Source organism: Streptomyces sp. V4I2, assembly GCF_030817655.1.
Classification (GTDB): domain Bacteria; phylum Actinomycetota; class Actinomycetes; order Streptomycetales; family Streptomycetaceae; genus Streptomyces; species Streptomyces plumbiresistens.
Window position 1 is genome coordinate 3,484,021 of the sequence record NZ_JAUSZM010000003.1, and the last position, 16,814, is coordinate 3,500,834.

The 16,814-nt window shown below is 72.4% G+C and carries 14 protein-coding genes and 1 pseudogene; 10 read left to right on the forward strand and 5 right to left on the reverse strand.

The window, feature by feature from the left end:
* Positions 1 to 371: 371 nt before the first annotated feature.
* Together QFZ76_RS16705 and QFZ76_RS16710 are read left to right on the forward strand one after the other, a co-directional pair.
* Positions 372 to 767, forward strand: a complete 396-nt coding sequence (locus QFZ76_RS16705; RefSeq protein ID WP_307674491.1) for a dihydrofolate reductase family protein — start codon at positions 372 to 374, stop codon at positions 765 to 767.
* Between the two features lie 14 nt (positions 768 to 781).
* The gene (locus QFZ76_RS16710) at positions 782 to 1,285 is read left to right on the forward strand and encodes a GNAT family N-acetyltransferase (protein ID WP_373464306.1); all 504 of its coding nucleotides are present in this window, start codon (positions 782 to 784) and stop codon (positions 1,283 to 1,285) included.
* Here the strand turns inward: QFZ76_RS16710 and QFZ76_RS16715 are convergent.
* The gene (locus QFZ76_RS16715; protein WP_307674493.1) at positions 1,278 to 3,326 is read right to left on the reverse strand and encodes an MFS transporter; all 2,049 of its coding nucleotides are present in this window, start codon (positions 3,324 to 3,326) and stop codon (positions 1,278 to 1,280) included. The two genes, QFZ76_RS16710 and QFZ76_RS16715, sit on opposite strands and share 8 nt — an antisense overlap.
* Before the next feature lie 174 nt (positions 3,327 to 3,500).
* On the opposite strand from QFZ76_RS16715, the gene QFZ76_RS16720 reads away from it, so the two are divergent.
* The gene (locus QFZ76_RS16720; RefSeq protein ID WP_307674494.1) at positions 3,501 to 4,601 is read left to right on the forward strand and encodes a peptidoglycan-binding protein; all 1,101 of its coding nucleotides are present in this window, start codon (positions 3,501 to 3,503) and stop codon (positions 4,599 to 4,601) included.
* 202 nt (positions 4,602 to 4,803) lie between these two features.
* Here QFZ76_RS16720 and QFZ76_RS16725 read toward each other — a convergent pair whose 3' ends face one another.
* The 3 genes and pseudogenes from QFZ76_RS16725 to QFZ76_RS16735 form a co-directional block, all read right to left on the reverse strand.
* On the reverse strand, positions 4,804 to 5,463 hold the full coding sequence (locus QFZ76_RS16725) for an HAD family hydrolase (protein WP_307674495.1): 660 nt from the start codon (positions 5,461 to 5,463) through the stop codon (positions 4,804 to 4,806).
* 184 nt (positions 5,464 to 5,647) lie between these two features.
* On the reverse strand, positions 5,648 to 6,235 hold the full coding sequence (locus tag QFZ76_RS16730) for a TMEM165/GDT1 family protein (RefSeq protein WP_307674496.1): 588 nt from the start codon (positions 6,233 to 6,235) through the stop codon (positions 5,648 to 5,650).
* A 275-nt stretch (positions 6,236 to 6,510) separates the two neighbouring features.
* Positions 6,511 to 7,730: pseudogene (locus tag QFZ76_RS16735) on the reverse strand (RNA-guided endonuclease InsQ/TnpB family protein).
* Positions 7,731 to 8,162: 432 nt separating this feature from the next.
* Here QFZ76_RS16735 and QFZ76_RS16740 point away from each other — a divergent pair.
* From QFZ76_RS16740 to QFZ76_RS16760, 5 genes are all read left to right on the forward strand, one after another.
* Positions 8,163 to 8,807, forward strand: a complete 645-nt coding sequence (locus tag QFZ76_RS16740) for an HNH endonuclease family protein (RefSeq protein ID WP_307674497.1) — start codon at positions 8,163 to 8,165, stop codon at positions 8,805 to 8,807.
* Positions 8,808 to 8,928: 121 nt separating this feature from the next.
* A complete protein-coding gene (locus QFZ76_RS16745) occupies positions 8,929 to 10,566 on the forward strand; it encodes an alkaline phosphatase D family protein (protein WP_307674498.1) in 1,638 nt (545 codons plus the stop codon).
* Between the two features lie 187 nt (positions 10,567 to 10,753).
* The gene (locus QFZ76_RS16750; RefSeq protein WP_307674499.1) at positions 10,754 to 12,688 is read left to right on the forward strand and encodes an FAD/NAD(P)-binding domain-containing protein; all 1,935 of its coding nucleotides are present in this window, start codon (positions 10,754 to 10,756) and stop codon (positions 12,686 to 12,688) included.
* Positions 12,689 to 12,776: 88 nt separating this feature from the next.
* Positions 12,777 to 13,229, forward strand: coding sequence for a DoxX family protein (locus tag QFZ76_RS16755; RefSeq protein ID WP_307674500.1), 453 nt, complete (start codon positions 12,777 to 12,779; stop codon positions 13,227 to 13,229).
* Between the two features lie 201 nt (positions 13,230 to 13,430).
* Positions 13,431 to 14,048, forward strand: coding sequence for a DedA family protein (locus QFZ76_RS16760; RefSeq protein ID WP_307680030.1), 618 nt, complete (start codon positions 13,431 to 13,433; stop codon positions 14,046 to 14,048).
* Between the two features lie 257 nt (positions 14,049 to 14,305).
* Here QFZ76_RS16760 and QFZ76_RS16765 read toward each other — a convergent pair whose 3' ends face one another.
* Positions 14,306 to 14,536 carry a DUF2277 domain-containing protein gene (locus tag QFZ76_RS16765; protein ID WP_266440102.1) on the reverse strand — a complete coding sequence of 77 codons (231 nt, stop codon included), beginning with the start codon at positions 14,534 to 14,536 and terminating at the stop codon, positions 14,306 to 14,308.
* A gap of 143 nt (positions 14,537 to 14,679) precedes the next feature.
* Here QFZ76_RS16765 and QFZ76_RS16770 point away from each other — a divergent pair, with 143 nt between their 5' ends.
* On the forward strand, positions 14,680 to 15,582 hold the full coding sequence (locus QFZ76_RS16770; RefSeq protein WP_307674501.1) for a ketopantoate reductase family protein: 903 nt from the start codon (positions 14,680 to 14,682) through the stop codon (positions 15,580 to 15,582).
* A 224-nt stretch (positions 15,583 to 15,806) separates the two neighbouring features.
* Positions 15,807 to 16,802, forward strand: a complete 996-nt coding sequence (locus QFZ76_RS16775; RefSeq protein WP_307674502.1) for an alpha/beta fold hydrolase — start codon at positions 15,807 to 15,809, stop codon at positions 16,800 to 16,802.
* Positions 16,803 to 16,814: the final 12 nt, after the last annotated feature.

Here is a 16,814-nt window from a genome sequence, read left to right on the forward strand (position 1 = left end):
AGCCCGGGCGGCCCCGTCCAAACGGTCCGCGCATCCGTGGCAACGGCGTGTCGATCCGGTGTGCGCCCGATCGACGCAAGGGTGAAGGCACCGGAAGAGTGCTCCGAGGAGGAGGTCGTCATGAGTGACGTCATCGCACAGCTGTCCACGTCGCTGGACGGGTACATCGCCGGTCCGGAATCGGGGCGCGAGCACCCCCTGGGCATCGGCGGGGAGCGGCTGCACCAGTGAGTGTTCGGGCTGCGTTCGTGGCGCCGGATGCAGGGGATGAAGGGCGGGACGACCGGCCCGGAGGACGAATTGCTCGCCATGGGGGTCCCCCCACGCCGTTCAGGCAGTGGGGGAGGATCGCCCGCCCGGGCGCGGTGGTCATGGGCCACCGCATGTACATCACCGGCGAGATCCCGTGGGGCGACGACCCGCCCTTCCACATGCCGGTGTACGTCGTCACCCACCATGAGCGCGAGCCCCTCGTGAAGGAGGGCGGCACCACCTTCCACTTCGTCACCGAGGGCCCGGAACACGCCCTCGCTCTCGCCCGGAAGGCGGCCGGCGACAAGGACGTCTCCCTGGCCGGCGGCGCCGACCTCGTGCAGCAGTTCGTCCGGGCCGGATGGCTCGACGAACTGTGGCTGCACGTCGTCCCCGTCCTCGCCTGCGGCGGCCGCCGCCTCTTCGACGGCCTCGGCGACCAGCAGCTCGAGTGGCGCAAGACGCAGGTGCTGGACTCGCCGGAGGCCACCCATATCCGGTTGCGGACGGCTTAGCCGCGCTCCCGAGAATGGGCGCCATGACGACCTGGACCATCGCCCCTGAACCCTTCGACTCGCCCGTCGCCGCCGCGCTCTGGCGGGCGTACTACACGGAGGTCAGCGACCGCTGGTACCTGCTGCACGAGGCACGGCGGACCGACCCCGACGAGCTGGAACGGGAGATCGCCGCCCACACCGGGGCCGAACTCGCCCCGCCGAGCGGACAGTTGCTGGTCGCCCGGTACGGGGGCGAACCGGCCGGGAGCGCGGGCGTACGGCTGCTGGAGGGCGGGAGCGCCGAGCTCACCCGGGTGTTCCTCTACGAGGGGATGCGCGGCCGGGGCGGCGCCGCGCCCCTGGTCCGGGCCGCCGAGGACGCGGCGCGCGCCCTCGGTGCCGTGTCGATGATCTTGGACACGCGCGGCGACCTGGTGGAGGCCCGCGCCCTGTACGCGCGGCTCGGCTACGAGGAGACCGAGCCGCACAACGCCGACACGTACGCCGAGCACTGGTTCCGCAAGCGGCTCACGTAGGACGGTTCACCGCCCGCTCGTCGTGCGGCCGTTCCGCCTCCGAGCCGCACAGCTCCCCGTTCAGCTCCTTGACCAGCTGGATCAGGTCGGTGGGCCGGTCCGGCCCCCACCAGTCGCCCAGCAGCTCGGCCAGCGACTCCTCGCGGGCCTGGGCGAGCCGGTCGGCGACCTCGCGGCCCTCGTCGGTCAGGACGAGGTCGAGACCCTGGCGGAGGGCGAGGCGGCGCACCTCGACCTGGCGGGCGGCCTCGATGATGACGGTCAGCGGGACGGTGGTGCGCTCGGCGAGCACGCCCGGCTCGACCATGCCGTACCTCTTGATCCGCAGCAGCAGCCAGCTCGCCGCGGGGAGCAGGTCGTAGCCCGCCCGTGCGGTGATCTTGCGGTAGATCTCGCGCCGGCCCTCCCGGGTGCCGAGGACGGACAGCGCCCGGCAGACCTCGTCGTACGAGGACCGCTCCACCGGGTTGCTGGCGAGCGTCTCCGTGACGTCCGGCGCCGTGACCGAGCCGCGCAGCCGGTCCTCCTTCAGGAACCAGGCCAGTACGAAGCCGACGACGGCGACGGGCGCGGCGTACAGGAAGACGTCGGTGATGGACGAGGCGTACGCCTGCACGGCCGGGAGTTGCAGCGCGGCCGGCAGTGCCTCGATACCGCGCGGGTCGGCCTCCAGAGAGCCGACCGAGACGCCGGGCGGGAGCTGGGTGCCGCTGAAGGCGTCGGTGAGCTTGTCGCCGAGGCGGTTGGCGAAGACCGTGCCGAAGATGGCGACGCCGAAGGAGGCTCCGATGGACCGGAAGAAGGTCGCGCCGGAGGTGGCGACGCCGAGATCCTCGTACGAGACCGCGTTCTGCACGATGAGGACGAGGACCTGCATGACCAGGCCGAGCCCCAGGCCGAAGACGAAGAAGTAGCCGCTCATCCGGGCCGTGGAGCTGGTCTCGTCCAGCTGGTGGAGCAGGAGCAGGCCGAGGGCGGTGACACCGGTGCCCGCGACCGGGAACACCTTCCAGCGACCGGTGCGGCTGACGATCTGCCCGGAGACGGTCGACGACAGCAGCAGGCCGAACACCATCGGCAGCATGTGCACACCGGACATGGTCGGGCTGACGCCCTGGACGACCTGGAGGAAGGTCGGCAGATAGGTCATCGCGCCGAACATCGCGAAGCCGACGATGAAGCTGATGACCGCGGAGAGGGTGAAGGTGCGGATCCGGAAGAGCTTCAGCGGGAGGACGGGTTCGGCCGCCCGCCGCTCGACGGCCACGAACACGAAGGCGAGGACGACGCCGAGCACCGCCAGGCCGACGATCTGCGGCGAGCCCCAGCCCCAGGTGGTGCCGCCGAGCGAGGCCACCAGCACCAGGCAGGTGGCGACGGACGCGATGAGGAACGTACCGAGGTAGTCGATGACGTGCCGCGTGGACTTGACCGGGATGCGCAGCACGGTCGCGATCACCGCGAGGGCGACGACACCGACCGGCAGGTTGATGTAGAACACCCAGCGCCAGCTCAGGTGCTCGGTGAACAGCCCGCCCAGCAGCGGGCCCAGGACGCTGGTCGCCCCGAAGACCGCGCCGAACAGCCCCTGGTAGCGGCCGCGTTCGCGCGGTGGGACGAGGTCGCCGACGATCGCCATCGACAGCACCATCAGCCCGCCGCCGCCGAGGCCCTGCAGCGCCCGGAACGCGATCAGCTGGGCCATGTCCTGTGCCGCGCCGCACAGCGCCGAACCGATCAGAAAAATCACAATGGCGATCTGGAACAGCCTTTTTCGGCCGTATTGATCGCCGAGCTTGCCCCACAGCGGGGTCGCCGCCGTCGACGCCAGCAGATAGGCGGTGACCACCCACGACAGGTGTTCCAGGCCGCCGAGTTCGCTGACGATCGTGGGCAGCGCGGTCGACACGATGGTCTGGTCGAGGGCGGCCAGCAGCATCCCGAGGAGCAGGGCACCAATGGAGACGAGAACGTTGCCGGGCACGTGTTCGGCGCGTGCGTCCGGCACCTGACCCGTCATTGCGTGTGCGTCCCCGGCCATGAAGACCTCCCGACCGTCTCGTTCCATCTTCCATCGTGGTCGGTGTGACCAGTTATGGCCTGTTGAGTCATGCCGGAAGCCATTGTTCCGGGGGCTCGTGAGCGATGGTGTGGAGGAGGTCTGGATAATCTCTGGAGTTCGCGAGGGGAAGACGGCGAGGGGAGGGGCGAACGCGTGACCGAGTCGAAGGGGCACCTGTGCCCGGAGTGCGGTGCCCCCAGAGGCGCCGACAACACCCCGTCCTGCGCCTGCACCCAGCGGGCGTCCGACGCCCTGCGCGACGCCCGCACCGCGGAGGCGGCCGCGGCGGAGGACTTCGATCCGCTGCGCATACGGCCGTACGTCGAGCTGGAGGGGGCGGCGGACGCGTCTGAGGTGTCCGAGACACCCGACGACGCTCGTGAGGTGCGTGCCACGCCCGACATGCCTGGGGTTCCCGGGGTGCCTTCCGTCGAGGCCACCATGGCGCTGCGTGCGGTGACCCCGGCCGCGACCGCCTCCGGCGCCGAGGACGCCACGGTCACGCTCCCGGCCGTCGACGCGACCTCCGCGCTCCCGACCCCCCTGGCACCCCCCGCCTCCTACCCCAGCCCGACCGACCTGCACCTGTTCGAGGCGACCGACGGCCCGGGCCCCGTCGAAGCCGACGGTGACGGGGAGCCGGGGCGCCGCCGGCCTCGTACCGTCCTGCTCGGCGTCGGCGGAGCCGTCGTGTCGGTGGTGGCGGCGGCCGGGTTCGCGAGCGGGCTGTTCGCGTACGAGACGCCCTCGCGGGACGGCGCACCACCGCAGGACGTACGGGCGGCCGTGCCGGACTCCTCGCCGAGCGCGGCGTCCGTGTCGCCGTCCATGCGGACCACGTCCGCGGCGCCGACGTCCGCCTCCCCGTCCGCGTCCGCCAGCCGCAGCCCGTCGCCCACCACCTCGCCGTCGGCATCCGCGTCGAGCGCCTCGCCGAGCCCGTCCCGGTCGGCCGAGCCGACGCAGTCGGTGACGAGCAGCGCCGCGGGCCCGGGCTCCGGGGACGAGTCCGGGGAGGACCGCAGCGACCCCCCCGTCCTGCGCCGCGGCGACGAGGGTCCCGAGGTCACCGAGCTCCAGGAGCGCCTGCGCCAGCTGTACCTCTACAACGGCGCGATCGACGGGGACTTCACCACCGCGGTCGAGGACGCGCTGCGCAACTACCAGTGGTCCCGGAACGTCGGCACCGACAACCTCGGGGTGTACGAGCACAAGACCCGGGCCAAGCTGGAGTCGGAGACGACGGAGCCGTGACCGGCCCCAAGACCGACCTCGAAAACGGGCCTCGGAAGCCGGCCCTGACGCCTTACCCGACGCACGCGGCTCTCAGCCGACATAGACCCTGACCGGGCCGCGCGGCCGCCTCGGAAACCGGCCCCGGACGCCGTGTCCGACATACACGGAAAACCGGGCAGGCAGCACTCAGCCGACGCACCCGGGACCCCGCACGCGGCTCTCAGCCGACGCACACCCTGACCGCCCCGTCACCCACGGCCTCCACCCGCACCTCCGTCAGGTCCCGCACCAGCGCGTCCGGCCCATGGAAACCGGCCCTCGACCCCACACCGACGACCCGCATCCCGGCCGCGCGGCCGGCCTGGATGCCGGCGCCGGAGTCCTCGAAGACGATGCAGTCGGCCGGGGCGACGCCCAGTTCGGCGGCGCCCTTGAGGAACCCCTCGGGGTCGGGCTTGCTCGCGCCGACGGACTCGGCGGTGATCCGGACGTCGGGCAGGCCGAGGCCCGCGGCGGTCATCCGCGCGGTGGACAGCGGGACGTCGGCGGAGGTGACCAGGGCGTGCGGCAGCCCGTGCAGCGAGGCGAGGAACTCGGCGGCGCCCGGGATGGCGACGACGCCGTCCATGTCGGCGGTCTCCTCGGCGAGCATGCGCGCGTTGTCGGCGTGGTTCTGCTCCATGGGGCGGCCGGGCAGCAGCAGCGCCATCGAGGCGTGCCCCTGGCGGCCGTGGACGACCTTCATGACCTCGTCCCCGTCCAGCGCGTGCCGGTCGGCCCAGCGCCGCCAGATGCGTTCGACCACGGCGTCGGAATTGACCAGGGTGCCGTCCATGTCCAGCAGGAGGGCGCGGGCGGTGAGCACGGCGGTGGCCGTCATCGGCAGCTCCAAGACGCGGGGCAGCGGGGCGGGTGGGTGAGCCCCGGGGGAACAAGGCGGCCCCGCCCGCCGGTCAGGGAAAACGGGCGGGAGCCACTTTGTTCCTCCACGGTACAAAACAGAACCGGCTTCCCGCCACCGTCTGACGCAACAGTTCACTCACGGTTCAGCTCACGCGGCGCGTTCACCCGGCCACGGCCTCCCACAGCGACCACACCCCGAGGCCCAGCATCAGCAGCGCCGCGACCTTGGTGATCAGCCGCAGCGGAACCCGCTTCATCAGGGCTTTTCCGCCGACGATGCCGAGTCCGGCCACCGCCCACAGCGCGAGCACCGCGCCGAGGCCGACGGAGAGGGGGTCGTCGTAACGGGCCGCGAGGTTCGCCGTCATGATCTGGGTCAGATCGCCGAACTCGGCGACCAGGATGAGCATGAACCCGGCGCCCGAGACCTTCCAGAAGGACTGGTTCTCCGGCTTGCGGACCTCCGCGCCACCATCGGCCCCGTCCCTCGTCATCAGCAGCACAGCCGCGCCGCCGAGGAAGAGCACACCGGTCAGGGCGTGCACGAGCTGCTGCGGCAGGAGCGTCAGCACGCTGCCGGCCGCGACGGCGAGCGCGACATGCAGCGCGAAGGCGGCGGCGGCGCCCGCGAAGACGTAGGAGGCGCGGTAGCGGGTGCCGAGGACGAGGCCGGCGAGCGCGGTCTTGTCCGGCAGCTCGGCGAGGAAGACGACGCCGAAGACGAGCGCCGTCACGGTGAAGCTGATCAAGGGTCCTCAATCGGTCGGGGCTGCCCCACCGAGAGCACTGCATCCGTCGGACGGGACACCTCGGCACGGCAGCGCACACGTCATCCGTGCCGTACGGCACGGATGTGCACTGCTTGCCGAAGGTCTCGCTGGCCGATCCACCAAGGGATCCGCCTCCGGGCGCCGGCTCAGACGAGCTGAGCAGTATGTCGACGGTCCGGCGAAGAGCTACTCCCCTTCTGCGCCGTCCATAGTACTTGAATCCTCCCCTCCCTGAAGGGAAGGGGATTCCTGGCTCAGGCCGCCTCCTGGAGCAGCGCTCCAGGAGGTCTTCCGCCATCAGCACCAGCCGGGTTGAGACCAGCCCGGACGAGCATCACGCGTGCGGAGTTCTTGTCCCTCGGAGAGGAGGCTCCGCACGCGGTGCAGGTGTAGGTGCACTCACCCAACGGCAGTGCGTGCTTGGCTCTCGCATCGCAGTGCGCGCAGTCCATCGTGGTGTGCGCAGGGTGTACGAGGCGGATGTCCCGCCCGTGCTTGCGGCCCATCTCGACCAGAGCGGCCTTGGTGGCACCGATCGCGGCGTCAGCGGCCTTGCGGGCCATGGTGGTCCTGGCCAGGAACTTCGGGCGGAAGTCCTCGACAGCGATGGCGTCGTGGTCACGGACCACCTTCTTGGCCCACTTGCGGCCGGTGTCCTCACGCTGCCTGGCGACCTTCTTGTATGCCTTCGCCCGCAGTTTCCTCGCCTCGCGGTAGCCCTTCGATGCCGGTTGTCCCGTCTTCGGCTTGCGACGGGCCATCATCCGGTCGTACCGGCTCAGCTTCTCCTGGGCCTTCCTGCCGTGCTCTGGGTGCGGCAGGTCGTGCGCGTCGGACGTGGTGGTGGCGGTCTCCTTCACGCCCCAGTCGACACCGAGTGCCTGGCCGGTGGCGGGCAGCGGCTGCACCTGGGCAGGGACGACGAACGAGCAGTACCAGTGCCCGAGGCTGTCCTGGTACACGCGCACCGAGGACGGCTCAGCCGGAAGGGCCCGCGACCACACCACGGTGAGGACGATGCCGCCCGCCAGGTGCAGCCGGCCGTCCTTCAACCGGAACCCGCGCCGGGTGTAGTTGAGGCTCGGCAGTGCCTCGCGCTTCGTCTTGTACGTGGGCATCCCGGCCCGGCGCGTCATGGGCAGGCGCGCTTCGATGTCCTTGTGCGCCTTGGCGCGGGAGCGGCCGAAGTCGCGGATGACCTGCTGCTGGGGAACCGATGAGCCCGCACGCAGCCACGGCGTACGGGCGCGGGCCTCGGTCAGCATCCGGTCGAGCTGAGCCGGCCGCACGTGGCCTTCCGGCCGGCGGCCTTGTTGTGCAGGTGCACGGCCCTGGACTTGGCGACGCATTCGTTCCACACCCAACGACACCGGCCCCACTCCGCCGCCAGGGCGGTGCGGGCAGCGGACGGCACGCGCAGCCGGTAGGTGTACCGGGCATGCCCGCCCTCCGCAGCCACCCCCACCTGCCCCATCTCGCCCCCTCACAGTGCCCCGGGCCGGACACTGCGCCGTCCCGAACCCTCCGAAGGACCATACGTACGACAGCCGCACACACGCCCCCCGATCCCACAACCACCACCCCGACCAGCGACCACAGGCACAGGCGTTCGCATCACCTCGGCGATACGACAGCGGTACGGGCACTCCGCGCCCTGACCCGGACACGGCGACGCTCCGCGTCGCGACCCCCGGATGCGATTCCTCCCCGGCGTGAACGCCGGGGCCTCCTCGCAAGAAACAGGTGAACCCTGAACCGACCCCCAGGGCCGAAAGTCCCGTCGCGAGCATAGACGTGTCATGTGCATGTCACTAGCTTCTTACCCGACGCACATCCCCCGGCAACACGGCCCCGCGAGCATTCCCTCGCTCGCACCTCAACGGCCCCACACCCCATGGGAGTTCGTATGTCGAAGTTCTACGCGCGTCGACGCGTCAGCATACTCGCCGCGCTCACCGGCCTCATAGCCTCGGTCGGGCTTTTCAACGGCCCGACCGCCTCCGCCGCCCTCCCCACCCCGGTCAGCGGCGCCACCGCCCGCACCTACCTCGCCTCGCTCACCGTGGCGACGGAGGACCGCACCGGGTACAACCGCGACCTGTTCCCGCACTGGATCACCCAGTCCGGCACCTGCAACACCCGTGAGGCCGTCCTGAAGCGCGACGGCACGAACGTCGTCCAGGACTCCGCCTGCGCCGCCACCAGCGGCAGCTGGTACTCCGTCTACGACGGCGCCACCTGGACCGCCGCCTCCGACCTCGACATCGACCACCTCGTCCCGCTCGCCGAGGCCTGGGACTCCGGCGCCGACAGCTGGACCACCGCCCGCCGCCAGTCCTTCGCCAACGACCTGACCCGCCCGCAGCTCATCGCGGTCACGGACAACGTCAACCAGTCCAAGGGCGACCAGGACCCCGCCACCTGGATGCCCTCGCGCACGGCCTACCGCTGCACCTACGTCCGCGCCTGGGTCCAGGTGAAGTACTACTACGGCCTCTCCGTCGACTCGGCCGAGAAGACCGCGCTCACGAACTACCTCTCGGGCTGCTGATCCCCCCGATCCCAAGTGGTCCGCGAGGATCGCCAAAGGGTCGACAAACCGTGATCTGCGGAACCTCCCCGTTCCCCTCCGTCGTTCCGTACCGTACGGGGCGACGGAGGAGGGTGATCACGTGGCGGGACTGCGCCTTGGGCCACTGCTGAGGTATGCCGACGGCTCGTGCGCGACCGTCTGGGTCGAGGCGAGCCGCCCGTGCACCGCCGAGGTGCGCTGCGCCGACGGCGCCCGCGGCGAGGCCCGCACCTTCCAGGTCGAGGGCCATCACTACGCCCTCGTCCCGGTGAGCGGCCTCACCCCCGGCACGACACGCGCGTACGAGGTGTTCCTCGACGGCACGCGCGTGTGGCCGTTGCCCGACTCCCCGTTCCCGCCCTCGGTCATCCGCACCTCCACCGAGGACGAGGCCGTCCGTGTCGCCTTCGGCTCCTGCCGCTGGGCCGCGCCCCCGGCCGGCGAGAAGGACCCCTTCGGCCCGGACGCCCTGGACACCCTCTCGGCCCGGATGGCGAGCAGTCCCGAGGGCGAACGTCCGGACGTGCTGCTGCTGTTGGGCGACCAGGTGTACGCCGACGAGACCTCCGGCGCGACCCGCCGCTGGCTGGCCGCCCGCCGCGACCTGAGCGACCCGCCGGGCAACGAGGTGGCGGACTACGAGGAGTACACCCACCTCTATTACGAGTCCTGGCTGGACCCCGAGGTGCGCTGGCTGCTGTCCACCGTGCCCAGCTGCATGATCTTCGACGACCACGACGTCATCGACGACTGGAACACCTCCGCCGCCTGGCTCGAGGACATGCGGGCCACCGGCTGGTGGCAGGAGCGGCTGCTGAGCGGCCTGATGTCGTACTGGGTGCACCAGCACCTGGGGAACCTGTCCCCGGCCGAACTGGCCGCCGACCCGCTGTACGCGGCGGTGCGCGAAACCCCCGACGGCACCGACGTGCTGCGCGCCTTCGCCGCCGAGGCCGACGCCGACGCGGCCTCGGTGCGCTGGAGCTACCGCCGCGACTTCGGCCGCGTCCGCCTGCTGATGGTGGACACCCGGGCGGCCCGCGTCCTCGACGAGGAGCACCGCGCGATGCTCGACCCGGGCGAGGCGGAGTGGGTGCGCGAACAGGCGCTGGACGCGCCGGGTTCGTACGACCATCTCCTCGTCGGCACCTCCCTGCCCTGGCTGCTGCCGCACCTGGTGCACGACGCCGAGGCGTGGAACGCGGCGCTGTGCCGGGGCGAGAAGGGTGCCCGCTGGGCCCGCTTCGGCGAGGACCTGCGGCGCCGGGCCGACCTGGAGCACTGGGCGGCCTTCCCGGCGTCCTTCACCGCACTGACGGAGCTGCTCGCCGAGGCCGGTTCGGGGCCCCAGGCGCCGGCGACGATCCTCGTCCTGTCCGGGGACGTGCACCACGCGTACGTGGCCGAGCCGCACTGGCGTGCCGAGTCCCCCGACGCCCGGATCCTCCAGCTGACCTGCTCCCCGGTCCACAACTCCATTCCCCTGTCCATAAGGCTCGGCTTCCGCTTCGGCTGGAGCGCCCTGGCCCGCGCCCTCGGCCGCCGCTTCGCCTGGCACGCCGGCACTCCCGTCCCGCCGGTCAGCTGGCGCAAGAAGGGCGGCCCGTGGTTCGGCAACCAGCTCATGACCCTGACCCTGCGCGGCCGTTCGGCCCGGCTGCGGCTGGAGCAGGCGCGGGAGGTACGGGGCGGGAGGCCGCAGTTGGCGACGGTCACGGAGTCCGAACTCGCCCGCTGATCAACCCGTTACGACCGTTTGTTGTGCCCGTGGCCCGTGATGCCCGTGATGCCCGTGATGCTCGTGATGCATCCCACAGTCCGTGCACCCTGGTCTCGGCTCGCTCGGCTCCCGACGGCATGATGAGGCGGACCGTCCGCTTCCAGTGGTCGCCTCGACGCGCCCCACACGCCCGGGAGTCCCCCTCTTGCCCGCACCGACCGAGGACCACGTGCCCGTCTCCGTCGCCCTGGTCGGCGCCGGACCGCGCGGCACCAGCGTCCTGGAACGCCTCTGCGCCTCGGCGCCGGAACTCCTCCCCCCCGGCGCCCGGCTGACGGTGCACGTCGTCGACCCGGCGCCGCCCGGCCCGGGCCGCGTCTGGCGGACCGCGCAGTCGCCCGAGCTGCTGATGAACACGGTGGCCTCGCAGGTGACCCTGTTCACCGACGAGAGCGTGGACTGCTCGGGACCGATCCGGCCGGGCCCGAGCCTGCACGAGTGGGCGGGCGGCACGCTCGGGCCCGACGCGTATCCGACCCGGGCCCAGTACGGGCGTTACCTGGAGTGGGTGTTCGCACGGACGGTGCGCGAGGCACCGCCCGGGGTACGGGTCGAGACGCACGCGGCCCGCGCGGTACGCCTCGACGACGCCCCCGACGGCCTCCAGACCCTCACCCTCGACGACGGCCGCGCCCTGTCCGGCCTGTCCGCCGTCGTCCTGGCCCAGGGCCATCTGCCGGTGGCCGCGGACACCGCCGTACGGCGGCCGGCGGCCTACGCCGAGCAGCACGGCCTGTGCCACATACCGCCCGCCAACCCGGCCGACGTCGACCTCGCGCCCGTCTCCCCCGGCGAACCGGTGCTGTTGCGCGGTCTGGGCCTCAACTTCTTCGACCACACGGCCCTGTTGACGACCGGCCGCGGCGGCCGCTTCGTACCCGGTCCGCACGGACTGCGGTACCTGCCCTCCGGCCGCGAGCCGCGCCTGTACGCCGGTTCGCGGCGCGGCATCCCGTACCAGGCCCGGGGCGACAACGCGAAGGGCCCCTACGGCCGTCATCGCCCGCTGGTCCTCACCGACGAGGTGATCGCCGGGTTGCGCAAGCGCGCCGACTCCGGCGAGGCGCCGGACTTCCTCGCCGAGATATGGCCGCTGGTGGCGAAGGAGGTGGAGACGGTCTACTACGAAGCGCTGGTCGGGGCCATGGAGTTCGGCATCACGGAGTTCGCCGCCACGGGGTACGCGGCCTCGGACTTCCGGGACCGTTTCCTGGCCACCGCGCACGGCAGTCCCCAAGAGGCCGCCGTACTCGAGGAGTTCGGGGTGGCGCCGGCCGACCGCTGGTCCTGGGACCGGATGTCCCGCCCGTACGCGGGACGCGCCTTCGCCGGCCCCGGTGCCTGGCGGGACTGGCTGCTCGCACACCTCCGCGAGGACGCCGCCCAGGCCGCCCTCGGCAATGTCGCCGGCCCGCTGAAGGCCGCCCAGGACGTGCTGCGCGACCTGCGCAACGAGCTGCGGCAGATCGTCGACCACGGCGGGCTCGCGGGCGCCTCCCGCCGGGACCACCTGGACCGCTGGTACACCCCGCTCAACGCCTTCCTGTCCATCGGCCCGCCCCGGCGCCGCATCGAGGAACTGGTCGCGCTGGTGGAGGCGGGCGTGGTGGAGGTGCTCGGGCCGCACCTTGAGGTCCGCGAGGAGGACGGGGCGTGGGTGGCGCACTCCCCGGAGGTGCCGGGGTCCGCCGTACGCGTCACCACGCTCATAGAGGCGCGGCTGCCGGAACCGGATCTGCGACGCACGGCCGACGAGCTGCTGGCCCGGCTGCTGAAGACCGGACAGTGCCGGCCCCACACCGTGGACGGTTACGAGACCGGGGGGTTGGACGTGACACCGCGGCCGTACCGTCTGCTGGACCGCCAGGGCCGGGCGCACGCACGGCGGCTGGCCTTCGGGGTACCCACGGAGGGCGTGCACTGGGTGACCGCGGCGGGCGCCCGTCCTGGTGTGGATTCGGTCACGCTTTCGGACGCGGACGCGGTGGCGAGAGCGGCCCTACGTGCGGCCTCGGCCGAGACGGAAGGGAAAGCAGAGGCAAACCGATGGCCAAATGTTGAACTTGCAACCATCGATTAGGCCGACCTAACCTGGGTCACTCACTCGGTTCCGTCCCCCAGACCGGTCCTCTCCCCACGGACCGGCCCGACCGAAGGAGTACCCCCACATGACGGCACGGCTCAACAGCGCCCAGCCGTACGCCCTCGGCCTCTTCCGCATCGTCGTCGGCCTGCTCTTCGCCTGCCACGGCGCCTCCTCGCTCTTCGGCGTCCTCGGCGGCACCGACGGCAGCGGCGGCACGGTCGAGACCGGCGCCTGGCCCAACTGGTACGCGGCCGTGATCGAGTTGGTCGGCGGCTCGCTCGTACTGATCGGCCTCGGCACACGCGCCGCCGCGTTCATCTCCTCGGGCGCGATGGCGTACGCGTACTTCAAGGTCCACCAGCCCAACGCCCTGTGGCCGATGGAGAACAGCGGCGAGGGTGCGGCGATGTTCTGCTGGGCCTTCTTCCTGCTGGTCTTCACCGGCTCCGGCGCCTTCGGCCTGGACCGGCTGTTCGCCAAGCGCTCCACGGCGGCGCAGAAGCCGGCCACCGAGCACACGCCGGTGGCGGCCTGATCCTCGGCAACTGCGTTGCATGCACGACGGCGCCCGTTCCCGCGGCTCACGCGGGGCGGGCGCCGTTCCCGCGAGAGGGGCAGCCGGGTGAACATGTCGTGCCGAACACACGAGCCCCCGGTGAATGTCCTGCCAGACCCCGGGCGTACGCTGTATGGCTGTTAACACGGGGGATCACGGGGAGTTCGGGTGCTGGAAAGCATGGAGAGTGTGGGGCTGCTGACCGGCGGCCCATGGATCTACGCGGTGATCGCCGCGTCCGTCGTCCTGGACGTGTTCCTGCCGGTCCTGCCGAGCGGCGTCCTCGTCATCACGGCCGCCACGGCCGCCGCCGGCGCGGCGACCGGCCAGGTCGCTGCGCACGAGGTGCCCGACATCCTCGCCCTCATCCTCTGCGCCACGACCGCGTCCGTACTGGGCGACCTGGTGGCCTACCGCCTGGCCTGGCGCGGCGGGGCCCGCCTGGACCGCGCCATCGCCCGCTCCCGTCGGCTGACGGTCGCGCAGGAACGTCTCGGCTCGGCCCTCGCCAGCGGCGGCGGCACCCTGGTCGTCCTCGCCCGCTTCGCCCCGGCCGGCCGCTCCGTCGTCTCCCTCGGCGCCGGCGCCGCCCACCGCCGCGCCCGCGACTTCCTCCCCTGGTCCGCCCTCGGCGGCCTCTCCTGGGCCGCCTACAGCGTCGCCCTCGGCTACTACGGCGCCCAGTGGCTGGGCACGACCTGGCTGGCGACGGGGGTGTCGCTACTGGCCCTGTTCGGAGCGGGCGCAGGCGCGGCCTTCGTCATGCGCCGCCGCCCGGAGCCGGCGGAGGCACCGTAACGACGGGCACTGCACCGGAAGCCCGGCGCCCCGGACACCGCAACTGCGGGCAGTCATGCCGCAGGGCCGACACAGGCAGCACCCCAGGCACGCTTCGCACCGCAGCTGCGGGCAGTCGTGCCGCTGGGGCGGCACGGGTGGGCGCAGCGGCACCCCGCAGCGCCGGGCCGCGCGACCCACCCCCGGGCAGCAACGCCGACCCGCACGGCAAACATCCCGGCAGCAACGCCGGCCCACCCACCAAACCCCGGCCCGCTCTACCCCGCCCTCTGCGCAGCGGACCCCCGTACCTCCAACCCGGCCAACAACTCCGCCGTGGCCTCGGCGATCACCTCCACGGCCCGGTCGAACACCTCCTGGTTGTGCGCGGCGGGCGCGCGGAACCCGGAGACCTTGCGGACGTACTGCAGGGCGGCGGCCCGGATCTCCTCCTCGGTCGCCTCCTCGGGCAGTACGGGCGGACGAAGCGTCTTGATGCTGCGGCACATGCCTCCAGTCTCGCCCCCGCCGGGGAATATCGCCGGGCCTCCGCCGGATTCCACCAACCAGGCCACCGCGACAGCGCCGCCTGCGATGATCGTTCCGAGGCGGCCACCGTCCCGGGGTCGACCGAGGAGAGGAACCCCGCATCATGGCGTACGAAGAACTGACCGTGGCCGTCCTGGGCCCCGGCGGCACCGGCGGCCTGCTCGCCGCCCTCCTGTCCCGCGCCGGCCACCGCGTGATCTGCCTGGCCGGCGACGAGACGGCGGACACCCTCCGTACGGCCGGAATCCGCGTCCACAGCGAGACGTTCGGCGACTTCACGGCCCACGTCGAGGCGGACACGACCCTGCGCGAACCGGTCGACGCCTGCCTCGTCGCGGTCAAGCACACGACCCTCGACGCCGCCCTCGACCGCGTCCCGCCCGCGACGCTCGGCGACGGTCTGGTCGTACCGCTCCTGAACGGCGTCGAACACTCCGCGGCCCTCCGCACCCGCTACCGCCCCGACCGCGTCGCCCCCGCCGTCATCCGCGTGGAGTCGACCCGCGTGGCGCCGGGCGTGATCGAGCACGGCAGCCCCTTCGCCGAGCTCGACCTCACCGGCGAAGGCGTCCCCCGCGAACGCCTCGACGCGCTGGCGGAGGCCCTCACGGCCGCCGGCCCGACCACCCGCGTGCTGCCGGACGAGTCGGCGGCGCTCTGGGCGAAGATGTCGTTCCTGGCCCCCTTCGCGCTCCTGACGACCCGCCACGGACTCTCCCTCGGCGACGTCCGCACCAAGTACCGCGAGGAGTTGACGGCCCTGGTGGAGGAGACCGCCAAGGTCAGCGCCGCCTGCGGCGGCCCGGCGGACCCCGCCCAGGCACTCGCCCGCTACGACAGCTTCCCGCACGGGATGAAGTCGTCGATGCAGCGCGACGCCGAGGCGGGCCGCCCGCTCGAACTGGACGCGATCGGCGGGGCGTTGCTGCGCGCGGCCGAGCGTCACGGGGTGGAGATGCCCGTAACGGCCCGTCTGGTAGGGGAGTTGAGGGACGCCGGGTACTGACGCGGGGTCCTCCCAGGGCCGCGGCCGGATGGGGATGGCTGAGCGACACCGGGGCGCCGGGTTCGCGCCGCCCCGGTGAACGCCTCCTCCCCACCTGGTACCGATTTGCCGAACCGGCAACAACCGTCGCGCCCGGCCGCCGCCGAACCGCAGGATCGACGTACGAGCCGCAGCGCCGCCGCCCGTGTGCGTGCCGCTGCACCCGACGCACGTACGGAGGACTCATGCCCCATCCGGCCCCCCAGCTCGAAGACGTCACCCACCGCCTCCTCCCCGCCCCCGCCGGCCGCGTCCACGCCGCGGAACTCGGCGAGGGACCGCTGGTCCTGCTGCTGCACGGCTTCCCGGAGTCCTGGTACTCCTGGCGTCACCAGCTGCCGGCCCTGGCCGCCGCCGGATACCGGGCGGTCGCCGTGGACGTGCGCGGATACGGGCGCTCCTCGCGGCCGGACGCGGTGGCGGCGTACCGGATGCGCGACCTGGTGGCGGACAACGCGGCCGTGGTCGAGGCGCTCGGCGAGCGGTCCGCGGTGGTCGTCGGACACGACTGGGGCGCGACCATCGCCGCGCACTCCGCCCTGCTGCGGCCCGACGTCTTCCACGCGGTGGGCCTGCTGAGCGTGCCGTACACCCCGCCCGGCGGCCCGCGGCCGAGCGAGATCTTCGCGCAACTGGGCGGCGGGAAGGAGGAGTTCTACGTCTCCTACTTCCAGGAACCGGGCCGGGCCGAGCGCGAGATCGAACCGGACGTACGCGGCTGGCTCGCCGGTTTCTACGCCGCGCTCTCCGCGGACACCATGCCCGGACCCGGCGCCCCCGACCCGCACTTCGTGAGCCCCGGCAACACCCTCCGTGACCGTTTCCCGGCCGACCGTCTGCCCGCTTGGCTCGGCGAGGCGGAACTCGACGTCTACGCGGGCGAGTTCGAGCGCACCGGCCTGACCGGCGCCCTGAACCGCTGCCGCGCGATGGACGAGGACTGGAAGGACCTCGCCGACCTCACCGGCGCCCCGATCCCCCAGCCGTCGCTCTTCCTCGGCGGCACCCTGGACGCCTCGACGACCTGGCTGTCGGACGCGATCGAGGCCTTTCCCGTCACCCTCCCCGGCCTGCGCTCCTCCCACCTCCTCGAAGGCTGCGGCCACTGGATCCAGCAGGAGCGCCCGGACGAGGTCAACCGCCTCCTGACCGCCTGGCTGGCCGCCCTGCCCACGGCCTGAGCCCTACCGGGT